Genomic DNA, 15,159 nt, shown 5'->3' on the forward strand with positions numbered 1-15,159 from the left:
TGAAGTAGTATAGTCTGCGCTGTCGGTTTGTTAGGACTTTCCGCGCTTGATCGGCGCGTCCGTTTTCCACGATTCGCCGCTTTCAGGATTTTGGGCCATGCATGACCCCGCTTCGAAGCCGCCCTTCGACCCCTCGATCCAGGTCTCGCCGAACAATCCCTGTCCATTCCTGCGCGGCCTCGTCGGCGAAGGTTTCGTCGACGGCGGGACCGTCCCGCTTCGGACGCTGTCGCAGACCATCGCGAATGCGAGCGGCGAGACCGGGCTGAAGAAGGTCTCGGCCCGCATCCAGACTCGTGGCGTCGCCACGATCGCCAACGGCGCCTGTCACATCTTTCAAAGCATCTTCTGGGGCGCACAGCTCAATGGCTTGCGCGGCGGCCCGCTCGACAAGCTCGGCGCCGGCTCGCGCATCCTCGGCGTCGACGGCAAGGTCAACGAGGACGAGATCGCGCGGCTCGCCAGTTTCGGCGGCACCTATACCGATCCCGATGGCGGCCCCGAGACCGGGCTCAACGCCGCACAAATCCAGACCTTCATGGACGACAATCTCAAGCGCGCCGGCAATCAATCGCGCTGGTACTACCCAATCCTGATGAAGTTCGAATGGCCGGTCCTGCTCAAGATCATGGGCAAGGGTCAGGGCGATGGCCGCTATCTCAGCGTGGCCGAGGTGAGGACCTTGTTCAACGAGCGAAAATTTCCCGACAGGGTCACCCAGCGGGTCGTCAGCCAACCGGTCACCCCGCCCTCGCTTTTATTGCGCGTTGCCGGCGGGCTGGTCGCCGCGCTCCTCGTCTTTGGCATCTTCGCGCTGCGCTTTCCGGATCAATTCCAGCCGATGCTGCCCGGCATCCTCGGTGACCTCGTGGCACCGCCGCTGCCGAAGCTTGTCGAACCCAAGGCCGCGTACTGGCTGGAGCAAAACTGGGCGCTGGAAGACCGGCACTGGTTTCATCACGCCAGCCAGGGCACCGCGACCTTCCCGGTGCCCTATAGCTGGTTCATGGCGCTCGAGCAGCCGCGGCTTCATTTCTTCGCAAAGCCCGGGATGCTGCATGACAGCGACCATCTCCAGCGCTTCGGCTTCATCCCGAGCCCGCAGACGATCAACACCGACGACGCCACGCTGCGCCGGTTCGGCTATGCCAACGTCTACGACAAGACGAAGCCGGTGCCGGCGCGGTTATGGGATCCGCCGGTCAACTGGGGCGCCCAGGCTGAAAACGTCGACGGACTGCCCGTCGGCTTCGCGCGCATGACCGGCGTCCCCGATCCTGCGACCGGCCAGGTCGGCGAGGACCGGATCGGCCTGACCTGTGCCGCCTGCCACACCGGCCAGATCCACTACAAAGGCATCGACATCCGTTTCGACGGCGGCCCGGCGATGACCGATTTGAGGAAGCTCGAGGTCACGACCGGCCTGTCGATTGCCTACACGCTCTTCGTGCCGGGTCGCTTTACGCGCTTCGCCGACCGTGTGCTCGGCGCCTCCGCCAGCGATGCGGATCGCGATGCGCTGAAGCAGAAGCTGCGGGCGATCAGCACATTCCTGGTCGACTGGGAGAAGACCTACGCGAAAACCATCGACGGCAAGACGAGGTTCGACCCGAAGACGAAGCGGGAAGAGCCGCAGCAGGACACGGAGGAAGGATACGGCCGTCTCGACGCGCTCAACCGCATCGGCAATCAGGTCTTCGCCCAGGACATGACACTCAGCGGCCTCAGCGGCTTCGAAAAGAACCTGCATGCCAAGGACGCGCCGGTCAGCTTCCCGCCGATCTGGACCGTGCCCTGGCTCAAATTCGCGCAATATGACGCTTCCATCGAACAACCGCTGATCCGCAACGCCGGCGAAGCGCTCGGCGTGACCGCGCTGCTCAATTTGTCCGACAATACGCCCAGGGACAGGCTGTTCCGCTCGTCGATGGACATCAAGAATCTGAACTGGATCGAGGATCTGCTGAAGGGGTCGGCGCCCTATCCGAAAAAGCAGCTCTCCGGACTGACATCGCCGAAATGGCCGTCGGACATCTTCGGCGATGGTGCCTGGAAGATCGACGGTGAACGCGTCAAGAACGGCCGCAAGCTCTACGCACAGATCTGCGCCGAATGCCATCTCGGGCCGGTCAACGATCCCGCGTTCGACACCGAGTTTCCGGACCAGAGCATCTGGTCGTCGTCGCGGTGGGAGACCATCGGCAACGACAAATTCCTGAATGAGGTCCAGAAGAGCGTCAAAGGCATGGGGACCGATCCCGCTCAGGCCAGTGTGCTGGAGACGCGGATGGTTCAGGTCCCTGGCTTCCTCAAGCTCGATCCCACGCAGAAACTCAATGCCTGGTGGAACTGCAATCTGCCGGATATTTCGTCGACCGACATGCCGTACTCGGTCGGGCTGATGGTGATCGTCGACATCGTCAGCCGCAAAGCGATGGACGATGCGAAGATCGACCCGAAGGTTCAGCAGGCCTGGTGGGGTGAGCGCAAGAACTGCCCGAATGCCGGTCCGCAGCCGCCCGAGAAGAATGAGCCGCGGCCCTGGTATCGCGCGCGCCCGCTCAACGGCGTCTGGGCCACCGCACCTTACCTGCACAACGGATCGGTGCCTTCGCTCTACTGGATGCTGAGCCCCGCAGCCGAGCGCCCCAAATCGTTCTGCATGGGTGGCGGCCGCGACTACGATCCGAAGCAGGTCGGCTTCACCGTCACTGACGGCGAGAGCTGCAAGACCGGGCAGTCGCGCTTCTCGACGCGCGCGTCTGATGGCACCGAGATGTTCGGCAACAGCAATGCCGGCCACTCGTTCGACGGCACGCCAGGCCCCGGCAAGGACGGCACGATCGGCCGCGTGCTCAAAGAGCAGGAGCGCTACGACCTGATCGAGTATCTGAAGACGCTGTGAGTTGCCCCCTCACCTCTCCCCGCTCTTGCCCGAAGCTTCAGCGAAGGCGGATGCGGGAGAGGTCCGAATCCATACCCACCGTCACTTGAACAGCGGCGTGCCCGGCACGAAGGCGTCGAAGGCGGCCCAGAACTGGGAGCGGTAGCGGTCCTGCTCCTGGAGGATCTCGTGCTTGGAGCCGGCGATCACGAGATGGGAGCCGGCGCGTAAGTGATAGGCGAACTCCTCGATCGCCGCGGTCGAGACCACGGTGTCGTTCGAGGCCGCCAGCATCAGGATCGGCTGGCGTATCTCGGACGGGTAGTGCATGCCCTTGAAGGTGTGCATCGCGCGGAAGGCGCTATCGGCCCAGGCGACCGTCGGTGACGCGAGCCCCAGCGTCGGGTCCTCCTCCAGGATCGCAGCATTGCGCGCATAGCGCACGGGGTCGCTGGTCAAGGGATTGTTGATGAAAGGATTGAGCCCGGTAATGGCATCGCTGCCGCCGGGGACGTAGCGGCCGCCCATTCCCATTAGGCGCATGGTCTTCAGCAGCGCCCGCGCCGGCAACGAGGTGGTGCGGCCCGGCAGGTCGATCATCGGCGCCGACAGCACCATGCGATCGAACCAGCGCTTGCCCGCATGCGCCACCCGCAGCATCACCGTACCGCCCATGGAGTGGGCGAGCGCGAAGAAGGGCGGCGGGCAATCCGGCAGCACCACCTGCTGCACGAAGGTCTCGACGTCGATCTCGAAATCGGCGAAGTCGCGCACATAGCCCTTGCGCGGATCGCGCAGGCGGCGCGAGGAATGGCCCTGCCCGCGCCAGTCGATCATCGCCACTGCAAAGCCGCGGTCGCGCAAATCGCGCACGGTCTCGAAATATTTCTCGATCTGCTCGCTGCGCCCGGTGAACACGCAGACCGTGCCCTTGCGGTTCGCCGGCGGTGCCCAGCGCGCAAAGCGCAGCTCGACGCCGTCGGGCGTCTTGATGGTGCCGCTGACGACGTCTTCGGGAACGGGATTGGACGGAATCGAGATCAGCGTCATTGGGCGAGAAATGCTGCGAATCAAGGGCGGGAGCGCCGAAAAGGCGCAAGTTGCCGCCCTCTTGAACGCCGTTCCCCTGAACCCATATCACCATGGTGCAGGCCGCTACCAGTGTTTCGGAACCGGAACATCAGGCTGCACACAGAGATGAGCCCGGCCCGATTGGCGGGCGGGTTACTTCAACAGTCGCTCAATGGAGGACTTGACCATGCGTACCTACGATCTCACCCCGTTCTATCGTTCCACCGTCGGCTTCGACCGCCTCTTCAACCTGCTCGACCAGACGAGCTCGGACGGCAGCCCCGGTTATCCCCCCTACAATATCGAGCGTACCGGCGAGAACGCCTACCGCGTCACGCTTGCGGTCTCCGGCTTTGCCAAGGATGAGCTCTCCATCGTCGCGAAGGAAAACACGCTGACGATCAAGGGCGAGAAAGTCGCAGGCGAGAACTCGAAATCCGAAGTGCTCTACCGCGGCATCGCCGCGCGCGCCTTCGAGCGCGCCTTCCAGCTTGCCGACTTCGTGCAGGTGAAGAACGCCTCGCTCGAGAACGGGCTGCTTCACGTCGACCTCGTCCGGGAGATTCCCGAGGCGAAGAAACCGCGCCAGATCGCGATCAACACCGGTGCCCAGGGCGCACAGGTGATCGAGAACTCGGCCGCGCAAGTCGCCGCCTAAAGCACGCTCGTCACTTCCAGGTTGCGAAAACGCCCCGGTGCCCCGGGGCGTTTTTTTCGTTTTTGCACTGCATCACAGAGCGGTGAAGACGCGTAACGCTGCCGCCTTGTGCTCCGTCCTTTGGATATCGAACCCAAAACAAGACGGAGAACGATCATGACTTTCTGGCGCAGCCTTTTCGTCGCCGCGAGCCTGCTGGCGGCCCCCCTCAGCCTTGCGCACGCGCAGACGCCGCAGACGGTGAAGGCCAAGAACGTCGTGCTGGTGCACGGCGCCTGGGCCGACGGCTCCAGCTGGTCCGAGGTGATCCCGATCCTCCAGGCCGCAGGCCTGCATGTCACCGCCGTGCAGAATCCGCTGTCGTCGCTTGCCGACTCCGTCGAGACGACCAAGCGCGCGCTGGCCGAGCAGGACGGACCGACCGTGCTGGTCGCGCATTCCTGGGGCGGCACCGTGATCAGCCAGGTCGGCACCGACCCGAAAGTCACCGGCCTCGTCTATGTTGCCGCCCGCGCGCCCGATGCCAATGAGGATTTCGTCGCGCTGTCGAAGCAGTTTCCGACCGGCCCGGTCCGCGCCGGCATCGTCGAGCGCGACGGCTACACCAAGCTGTCCGAGGACGCGTTCCTGAAATATTTTGCCAATGGCGTGAAGCCGGAGCAGGCGAAGGAGCTCTACGCCGTGCAATGGCCGACGGCCGCCTCGATCTTCTCCGGCCGCACCACGGAAGCTGCATGGCACGCCAAGCCGAGCTGGTACGCGGTGTCGAAGAACGATGACACCATCAATCCCGATCTCGAACGCTTCCTCGCCAAGCGCATGAACGCGACCACGATCGAGCTCGATGCCGGCCACCTCTCGCTGGTGTCGCATCCGAAGGAGGTGGTGAATCTGATCCTGGAAGCGGCGGGGTATGGACGAAGCTGAGGCATGGTCGCCGCCATGCAAAAGCGCCCGAGATTCTCGGGCGCTTTTTTGTTGCGACCGCGCGCTAATCCAGGCCCTGCGCCGCCGGCATGTCCTGTGTCGGCAGGATCGTCGCTGACGGCTTGGCCTGACCGATGGTTGGCGCGGCGGCTGGCGGTGCGGCCTCGGCGGGCTTGGCCTGCACGGCGGCAGCCTGCTGCGTGGGCTGGGCCTGTGGCGCCTGAGCCTGTTGCGGCGCAGGCTCGGCCGGCTTCGCCGCTGCGACCGGCGCTTCCCCACGCGGCGGAGCGGCCCTGGGGAGCGGCACGGTGCGGCTGGCGACATGCGGGATCGAGGCCGGCGGGCGCGGCGGGCCACCGCGAACCACGGTCGGCGGCGGCAGCGCGCTTTGCGGCCCGTAGGGCGCGACCGCGCGCTCCTCAAAGGGCGGCGCCATGCCGAAGGCATCGGCGGCCGGCATGAAACGAATGATCCGTCCGTCGCGGGCATCGATCACCAGCCGGCCGTCGTCGCCGCGGCGGTCGATCACCGCGATGGTGTAGACGCTGCCGCGCAGGCGCGGAATGCCAAGCGGCGAGAAGCCGTTTTCACGCAGCACCGCGTAGACCTCGGTCGACGGCAGCAGTGCCGGAGCCGGACCGCGTTCCTCGTAACCATAGCCATAGCCGTAGCGCGGCGACGGGGGCGGCGCGGCCTCCGGCGGCGCGTAGGGGCCGTCGAAATCCGACACCGCGATCGTGGCCCCTCTCGCAATACCGTTCGCTGGAACTTGCGCTTGTGCCGCGGTCGCGGCCAGCGCCAGCGCAGCGGCGGCCACACATCCTGTGAAAAACTTCATGATCGAGACGCTCCTGTCAGGCCCCGAATGGCGCGCGCTCTTTCGCTTCTTGCGGCGTGGCGCACGTTCCGAAGGGGCGATCCGAAGCTTCATTCGGGATTTCGGCGTCCGCAGGGCCGGATCAGGGCGCGTTTGCTTCAAAACCGGGGCCGCGCAACTTTCGGAAAGCGATTGATTGACATATCGGGAATCGGGACTTCCGCGCGCTTGTGTGATAGACAAAAATTTGGCAAGGTGATTGTTAGGACAGGAAGACTGTCTCAATTTTGCCTGCGATTTCGGCACGGGGATTGCAGCGCAACTTGGTGTTTTCGAGCACCAAGGAGACAACAGGCAAAGCCGTTCTCGGGGACGTAGAACGCCTAGGCCTGAATTTAAGAAAATGCGGCTCGCAACGGACGAGCGGTGACCCAGAGGCGGGTGCCGCGGAACGCCCAAGGTGCGCCGAAGATAGCGGTGAGGCAGCTTGCCGCATGGAGAGGACAGGAACCATGAACGGGTCGCAATTCGAGCGCGCAAACATCGTGGCAGAAGAACTGTCGGCGACGGCCGCCTCGAAAACGACCGATCCGATTCAGGAACACAATTCACGCCCGCCGGCCGAAGGCTTGTACGATCCGAGCCTGGAAAAGGATTCCTGCGGCGTCGGCTTCATCGCCAACATCAAGGGCAAGAAGTCCCACGAGATCGTCTCGGACGCGCTCAGCATCCTCTGCAACCTCGAGCATCGCGGCGCCGTCGGCGCCGACCCGCGCGCCGGTGACGGCGCCGGCATCCTGGTGCAGATCCCGCACGCCTTCTTCGCCCGCAAGGCCAAGGAGATCGGCTTCGCGCTGCCTCAGCCTGGCGAATACGCCATCGGCGCGCTGTTCATGCCGCGCGACACGGCCTGGCGTAACGTCATCAAGAGCATCATCGCCGACCAGATCAAGGAAGAGGGCCTGACCCTGCTCGGCTGGCGCGACGTGCCGACCGATAATTCCTCGCTCGGCGTCACCGTGAAGCCGACCGAGCCGGCCTGCATGCAGGTGTTCATCGGCCGCAATGGCACCGCCAAGACCGAGGACGATTTCGAGCGCCGGCTCTACATCCTGCGCAAGTCGATCTCGCAGGCGATCTACCAGCGCCGCGACCGCGGACTCGCGGGCTATTATCCCTGCTCGATGTCCTGCCGCACCGTGATCTACAAGGGCATGTTCCTCGCCGACCAGCTCGGCAAGTACTATCCCGATTTGCACGAGGCTGACTTCGAGAGCGCGCTGGCGCTGGTGCATCAGCGCTTCTCGACCAACACCTTCCCGGCGTGGTCGCTGGCGCATCCCTACCGCATGATCGCGCATAACGGCGAGATCAATACGCTGCGCGGCAACACCAACTGGATGGCGGCGCGCCAGGCCTCGGTGAGCTCCGAGCTCTACGGCAAGGACATCAACCGGCTCTGGCCGATCTCCTACGAAGGACAGTCGGACACCGCCTGCTTCGACAACGCGCTCGAATTCCTGGTGCAGGGCGGCTACTCGCTCCCGCACGCCGTCATGATGATGATTCCGGAGGCGTGGGCCGGCAATCCCTTGATGGATGAAACGCGCCGCGCCTTCTACGAATACCATGCCGCGCTGATGGAGCCGTGGGACGGACCCGCCGCGATCGCGTTTACCGACGGCCGCCAGATCGGCGCCACGCTCGACCGCAACGGTTTGCGGCCGGCGCGCTATCTCGTGACCAAGGACGACCGCATCGTGATGGCGTCCGAAATGGGCGTGCTGACGATCCCCGAGGACCAGATCATCACCAAGTGGCGGCTTCAGCCCGGCAAGATGCTGCTGGTCGACCTCGAGCAGGGCCGTCTGATCCCCGACGACGAGATCAAGGCCGGTTTAGCCAAGAGCCATCCCTACAAGGAATGGCTGGAGCGGACCCAGATCGTGCTGGAAGAGCTGCCGAAGGTGCCGACGACGGGCGTGCGCTCCAATCTGTCGCTGCTCGATCGCCAGCAGGCATTCGGCTACAGCCAGGAAGACATCACCATCCTGATGACGCCGATGGCGGCCACAGGCGAGGAAGCCGCGGGCTCGATGGGCAACGACACGCCGATCTCGGCGCTGTCGGACAAGGCCAAGCCGCTGTTCACCTACTTCAAGCAGAACTTTGCGCAGGTCACCAACCCGCCGATCGACCCGATCCGCGAGGAGCTGGTGATGAGCCTCGTCTCGATCATCGGACCGCGGCCGAACCTGTTCGACCTGCAGGGCCTTGCCACCACCAAGCGCCTCGAAGCGCGCCAGCCGATCCTGACCGACGCGGATCTCGAAAAGATCCGCTCGATCTCCGACGTAGCCGACACCCACTTCAGGTCGCGCACGCTGGACACGACCTTCCACGCCGGCCTCGGTGCGGCCGGCATGGACCAGGTGCTCGACGAGCTCTGCGCGCGCGCTGAAAGCGCGGTGCGCGAGGGCGTCAACATCATCATCCTGTCCGATCGCATGGTCGGCTCGGACCGCGTGCCGATCCCGTCGCTGCTGGCTTGTGCTTCGGTGCATCATCATTTGATCCGTACCGGCCTGCGCACTTCCGTGGGCCTCGTCGTCGAATCCGGCGAGCCGCGCGAAGTGCATCACTTCGCCTGCCTTGCCGGCTACGGCGCCGAAGCGATCAATCCCTACCTCGCGTTCGAGACCATCATCGCGATGAAGGATCGCCTGCCCGGCTCGCTCGACGACTACGAGATCGTCAAGCGCTACATCAAGTCGATCGGCAAGGGCCTGCTCAAGGTGATGTCCAAGATGGGCATCTCGACCTACCAGTCCTATTGCGGCGCGCAGATCTTCGACGCTATCGGCCTCAGGGCGGAATTCGTTGCCAAATTCTTCGCCGGCACGCATACCCGCGTCGAAGGCGTCGGCCTTGCCGAGATCGCGGAAGAAGCGGTGCGCCGCCATGCCGACGCGTTCGGCGAGGCGCTGGTCTACAAGACCTCGCTCGACGTCGGCGGCGAATATGCCTATCGCAGCCGCGGCGAGGACCATGCCTGGACCGCGGAATCCGTCGGCCTGCTCCAGCACGCCGCACGCGGCAATTCGCTGGAGCGCTATCGCGCCTTCGCAAAGATCCTCAACGAGCAGTCGGAGCGGCTTCTGACGCTGCGCGGCCTGTTCCGGATCAAGAACGCGGACGAAGAGAAGCGCAAGCCGATACCGCTCGACCAGGTCGAGCCGGCCAAGGACATCGTCAAGCGTTTCGCCACCGGTGCGATGAGCTTCGGCTCGATCTCGCGCGAGGCGCACACCACGCTGGCGATCGCCATGAACCGGATCGGCGGCAAGTCGAACACCGGCGAGGGCGGCGAGGAAGCCGACCGCTTCAAGCCGCTGCCGAATGGCGACAGCATGCGCTCGGCGATCAAGCAGGTCGCCTCGGGCCGCTTCGGCGTCACCACGGAGTATCTCGTCAACTCCGACATGATGCAGATCAAGATGGCGCAGGGTGCCAAGCCCGGCGAAGGCGGCCAGCTGCCCGGCCACAAGGTCGACGCGACCATCGCCAAGGTGCGTCACTCGACCCCGGGCGTCGGCCTGATCTCGCCGCCGCCGCACCACGACATCTACTCGATCGAGGATCTTGCGCAGCTCATCTACGACCTCAAGAACGTCAACCCGGACGGCGCGGTCTCGGTCAAGCTCGTCTCCGAAATCGGCGTCGGCACGGTCGCCGCGGGTGTCGCCAAGGCGCGCGCCGACCATGTCACCATCGCGGGCTTCGAGGGCGGCACCGGCGCTTCGCCGCTGACCTCGATCAAGCACGCCGGCTCGCCGTGGGAAATCGGCCTTGCCGAAACCCACCAGACGCTGGTGCGCGAGCGGCTGCGCAGCCGCATCGTGGTCCAGGTCGACGGCGGCTTCCGCACCGGCCGTGACGTCGTGATTGGCGCGCTGCTCGGCGCCGACGAGTTCGGCTTCGCCACCGCGCCCTTGATTGCGGCCGGCTGCATCATGATGCGCAAGTGCCATCTCAACACCTGCCCGGTCGGCGTCGCGACCCAGGATCCGGTCCTGCGCAAGCGCTTCACCGGCCAGCCCGAGCACGTGATCAACTACTTCTTCTTCGTCGCGGAGGAAGTCCGCGAGATCATGGCGAGCCTCGGCTTCCGCAGCTTCAACGAGATGGTCGGCCAGGTTCAGCTGCTCGACCAGACCCGTCTGGTGGCGCACTGGAAGGCCAAGGGGCTCGACTTCTCCAAGCTCTTCGTCAAGCAGAAGGAAGAGAAGGGCCAGAAGATCTATCACTCCGAGCGCCAGAACCATCATCTGGAGGCGGTGCTCGACCGCACCCTGATCGAGAAGGCGCAACCCGCGCTCGACCGCGGCGCGCCGGTGAAGATCGAAGCCACGATCAACAGCACCAACCGCTCCGCCGGTGCGATGCTGTCGGGCGCGGTCGCCAAGATCTACGGCCATGCCGGCCTGCCGCAGGACACCATCCATGTCAGCCTCAAGGGCACCGCGGGCCAGGCCTTTGGCGCGTGGCTTGCGAACGGCGTCACCTTCGAGCTCGAGGGTGAAGGCAACGACTATGTCGGCAAGGGCCTCTCGGGCGGCAAGATCGTCGTCAAGCCGCCGAAGAACTCCGCGATCGTGCCGGAAGAGAGCATCATCGTCGGCAACACCGTGATGTACGGCGCCATCCAGGGCGAGTGCTACTTCCGCGGCATCGCCGGCGAACGCTTTGCCGTGCGCAATTCGGGCGCGGTCGCCGTGGTCGAGGGCGCGGGCGATCATTGCTGCGAATACATGACCGGCGGCATCGTGGTCGTGCTCGGCAAGACCGGGCGCAACTTCGCGGCCGGCATGTCCGGCGGCATCGCCTATGTGCTGGACGAGACCGGCGACTTCGACAAGCTGTGCAACATGGCGATGGTCGAACTCGAGCCGGTGCTGTCGGAAGAGCTGATCAACGCCGGCACCTATCATCACTCCGGTGACCTCGAGGCGCATGGCCGGGTCGACGTGTTCAAGGACCTGCTCGACTCCGACGTCGAGCGCCTCCACGTCCTGATCACGCGCCACGCGAAAGCGACCGGCTCCAAGCGCGCCGCCGACATCCTCGCCAACTGGAAGGACTGGCTGCCCAAATTCCGCAAGGTGATGCCGGTCGAGTACCGGCGCGCGCTGCGCGAAATGGCCGCCAACGCGGACGCCGAGCCGAAAATCGCGATCGGGGCGTAAGGCATCACACCCCGTCATTGCGAGCGAAGCGAAACAATCCAGACTTTCTACCTTGATGCAGACTGGATTGCTTCGTCACTTCGCTCCTCGCAATGACGACGAGAAGAAACAGAACGAATTTAAGCGGCAGGGACTTCGGGTTTAATGGGCAAGATCACGGGTTTTCTGGAAATCGAACGGCACGACCGCAAGTACACCCCGGTCGCCGAGCGCGTGAAGCATTACAACGAGTTCGTCGTTCCCTTGACCGAGAAGGAAACGCGCGACCAGGCCGCGCGCTGCATGAATTGCGGCATTCCCTATTGCCATGGCACGGGCTCGGTCGCGCCCGGCACGCCCGGCTGCCCGGTCAACAACCAGATCCCCGATTTCAACGACCTCGTCTATCAGGGCAATTGGGAAGAGGCCTCGCGCAACCTGCACTCGACCAACAATTTCCCGGAGTTCACCGGCCGCATCTGTCCGGCGCCGTGCGAAGCCTCCTGCACGCTCAACATCGACGACAACCCCGTCACCATCAAGACCATCGAATGCGCGATCGTCGACCGTGCCTGGGACAATGGCTGGCTGAAGCCTGAAATCGCCTCCGTCAAGACCGGCAAGAAGGTCGCGGTGATCGGCGCGGGTCCGGCCGGCATGGCCTGCGCGCAGCAGCTCGCGCGCGCTGGCCACGACGTGCATGTGTTCGAGAAGTACGCCAAGGCCGGCGGCCTGCTGCGCTACGGCATCCCCGACTTCAAGATGGAGAAGGGCGTCATCGACCGCCGCATCACGCAGATGGAAGGCGAAGGCGTCACCTTCCACTACAACAGCCATGTCGGCACCGACGGCAATGTCGATCCGCGCGAACTGCTGAACGAGTACGACGCTGTTGCGCTCACCGGCGGCGCGGAAGCCCCGCGCGACCTGCCGATCCCCGGCCGGGACCTCCAGGGCATCCACTACGCCATGGATTTCCTGCCGCAGCAGAACCGCCGGGTCTCCGAGGAGCCGCTCGGCGGCGTCACCGAGATCCTGGCGGCCGGCAAGCATGTCGTCGTCATCGGCGGCGGCGACACCGGAAGCGACTGTATCGGCACCTCGCTGCGCCAGGGCGCGCTCTCCGTGACCCAGCTCGAGATCATGCCGGCTCCGCCCGAGCACGAGAACAAGGGCCTGACCTGGCCGAACTGGCCGCTCAAGATGCGCACCTCGTCCAGCCAGGCCGAGGGCGCCATCCGCGAATTCGCCGTGCTCACGCAAAAATTCACGGGCGAGAACGGCCAGGTCAAGAAGCTGCACTGCGTCCGCGTCGACGACAAGTTCAAGCCGATTGCCGGCACCGAGTTCGACCTCGACGCCGAACTCGTCCTGCTCGCGATGGGCTTCGTGCACCCGGTGCACGAGGGCCTGCTAAAGCTGCTGTCGGTCGAGCTCGACCCGCGCGGCAACGTCAAGGCCAACACCTTGGACTACCAGACCTCACGCCCGAACGTGTTCACCGCCGGCGACATGCGCCGCGGCCAATCGCTGGTGGTGTGGGCGATCCGCGAGGGCCGGCTGTGCGCGCGGTCGATCGATACGTTCTTGATGGGGAAGACGGATCTGCCGCGCTAGTCGCGACTCGCTCCGCTGCAAGATTTTCAAATGGTGTCATCGCCCGCGAAAGCGGGCGATCCAGTATTCCGAGACAGCTGTGATCTACTGAAGAGCCGCGGCGTACTGGATGCCCCGCCTGCGCGGGGCATGACGGCGGAGTTAATTCTGCAACCTCACCCCCAGCATCACCACAGTCCCCTGCGAACTCGATCCCGCCTGGTTCGAATCCAGGATGTCGTGGCGCAGCGTGCCCTTGATCCAGATGTTGCGGTTGAGCTTGTAGATCAGATTGCCTTCGAGCGAGTAGGTTTTGTCGTTGCGACCCTGGTTCTGGTAGTCGTAGGTGCCGTAGGTGAACTTGCCGACCGCGGTGAGCCAGCGGCGGAAGTCGTGATCGACTTCGACCCCGTAGGTGTGCACCAGCACGCCGGAGGAGCCGGGGACCGTGGTCTCGGCGATCTGCGTATCGGTGGCGAATTTCACCGTGGTCAGGCCGCTCGCGTTCCAGATCAGCGAGCCTGAGGTGAGGAAGCCCGCAAGCTGGCTGAGACGCGGATCGACATAGTTGCGCGCGGAATAGCCGACCGAGACTTCGCCGGTGAGAATGCGCGAGAACTCGAAGGACGAGCCGACCTTGGCATAGCCGCCGTTCGAATCGCGGAAGTAGCCATTGCGATCGGCGGCCTGGTCGTGGACGCGGGTGTCGCCCTGGATCTCGACGAACGGTTTGAGGCCCGGCTTCAGATCGTAGGAGAAGCGGCCGACGCCGCCATACTGATTGAAGTCGCGATCACTGTTGCTGAAGGTCGAGCCGTCGGTGAGCTTCGAATCCGTGTAGGCGGTGCGATCGATGGCGGCGCCGGCGGCGACCTGGAAGCGATTGAAGGTCTGGTCGAAGCCAACGGTGGTGCCGTAGGTGGCGTAGACAGGGTATTTCTGCAGGCCGGCCTGCACGTTCGGGCTGCCGGGATTGTCGGTGGCAAGCCGCAGGCGCAGCTGCGAGGTCAGCTTGAAATCGCGGTCGACGTCGAGGCGGCCGTCGACATGGCCGGTGAAGTCAGGGCGATTGATCTCGACCGGCGACGGCGAAGCAAAGCCGTCGATCGTCGCCGGCATGTTGTTGGTATAGCCCGAGAACGAGCCGCGCAGATCGGCGACCAGCGCGTGGCGCTCCCAATCGGACTGGACCAGAAGATCGGGCGCGACGACATAGACCGGCGAGCCGACCGGCTTGCTCAACCGCGCCGGGTTGGTGTCGTAGCCGGTGGAGAGTTCGAGCCCGCCCTTGATCAGGAAGCTGCCGGCATAGTCGCCGACCGCGCCGAACGCATCGTCATCGGTCTTGAGGCGGCGGCGCAAAGGCTGGCCGGGGACGTTGCCGGCCATCGCCGGGGCTACCGGTATCTTGTGCGCGGTCTCGGATGGCGGCGGCGCGATGCGCGGCGGGCCCAGTGTTGTCACCGGCGTTGTCGGCGGCGCCACCGAGCCGGGGCCGAGCGGGCGCTTCGGCTTGGGCTGGCCGGGATAGAGCTTTGGCTGCTGCCGCTTGCGATTGAGCGAGTCGTAGCCGGAGCCGCTGGCGCCATTGGCGGCGGGCAGGCCGTAGGTCGGGACCTGGCCGACGCGCGAGGTCGCAGGCGCCTCCCGGCTCTTGCGCGGATCGGCATTGGGATCGGGCAGCGCCGGCAGCGCGTCCGAGGGCGCCTGCGGCACGCCCGCCGTGCGGCGCGTCGGCAGCGTGTCGGGCGCGGCAAAGCCGCCGCGGTTGGGATTGAACAGGTCGGGCGTGAGGCTCTGGGCGGCCGCCGGGGCGCTTCCGAGGGCCGTCAGCGCAAGGCACGGGACAAGACACGGCAAAGCAGCGCGCAGGAAATGCCCGCGTTTGCTCCGGCTCGTGCCTGGAGACGACCCCACGATGAAATAACTCCAACGAAATCAAACGCTTCCGCGATCGTCCCCGCCGGCTGGCGAAAACCAT

Annotated in this window: 8 protein-coding genes; 5 read left to right on the forward strand and 3 right to left on the reverse strand. The window is 65.0% G+C overall.

The features are described 5' to 3' along the window. The first annotated feature begins 97 nt into the window (after window positions 1–97). Window positions 98–2,905, forward strand: a complete 2,808-nt coding sequence (locus AC1RR3_RS24200) for a di-heme-cytochrome C peroxidase (protein WP_492825598.1) — start codon at window positions 98–100, stop codon at window positions 2,903–2,905. Window positions 2,906–2,986: 81 nt separating this feature from the next. Here AC1RR3_RS24200 and AC1RR3_RS24205 read toward each other — a convergent pair whose 3' ends face one another. Then, window positions 2,987–3,934 (reverse strand): alpha/beta fold hydrolase, encoded by a 948-nt coding sequence (locus AC1RR3_RS24205; RefSeq protein WP_492825599.1) that lies wholly within the window; start codon window positions 3,932–3,934, stop codon window positions 2,987–2,989. Between the two features lie 208 nt (window positions 3,935–4,142). On the opposite strand from AC1RR3_RS24205, the gene AC1RR3_RS24210 reads away from it, so the two are divergent. Then, window positions 4,143–4,613 carry an Hsp20 family protein gene (locus tag AC1RR3_RS24210; protein WP_492825600.1) on the forward strand — a complete coding sequence of 157 codons (471 nt, stop codon included), beginning with the start codon at window positions 4,143–4,145 and terminating at the stop codon, window positions 4,611–4,613. Window positions 4,614–4,769: 156 nt separating this feature from the next. Beyond that, window positions 4,770–5,540, forward strand: coding sequence for an alpha/beta fold hydrolase (locus AC1RR3_RS24215; RefSeq protein WP_492825601.1), 771 nt, complete (start codon window positions 4,770–4,772; stop codon window positions 5,538–5,540). A gap of 64 nt (window positions 5,541–5,604) precedes the next feature. Here the strand turns inward: AC1RR3_RS24215 and AC1RR3_RS24220 are convergent, their stop codons facing one another. Continuing rightward, complete coding sequence (locus tag AC1RR3_RS24220; RefSeq protein ID WP_492825602.1) at window positions 5,605–6,378, reverse strand: hypothetical protein; 774 nt, start codon at window positions 6,376–6,378, stop codon at window positions 5,605–5,607. Between the two features lie 491 nt (window positions 6,379–6,869). Between AC1RR3_RS24220 and gltB the strand changes: the two genes are divergently transcribed. Then, window positions 6,870–11,603: a glutamate synthase large subunit gene (gltB, locus tag AC1RR3_RS24225; protein WP_492825603.1), complete on the forward strand. Its 4,734-nt coding sequence runs from the start codon at window positions 6,870–6,872 to the stop codon at window positions 11,601–11,603. A 144-nt stretch (window positions 11,604–11,747) separates the two neighbouring features. After that, complete coding sequence (locus AC1RR3_RS24230) at window positions 11,748–13,199, forward strand: glutamate synthase subunit beta (RefSeq protein WP_492825604.1); 1,452 nt, start codon at window positions 11,748–11,750, stop codon at window positions 13,197–13,199. 141 nt (window positions 13,200–13,340) lie between these two features. On the opposite strand, the gene AC1RR3_RS24235 is transcribed toward AC1RR3_RS24230, so the two are convergent. Further along, a complete protein-coding gene (locus tag AC1RR3_RS24235; RefSeq protein WP_492825605.1) occupies window positions 13,341–15,095 on the reverse strand; it encodes an outer membrane beta-barrel protein in 1,755 nt (584 codons plus the stop codon). Between the last annotated feature and the right edge of the window lie 64 nt (window positions 15,096–15,159).

Source organism: Bradyrhizobium sp. GW821-FHT13H05 (assembly GCF_058804065.1).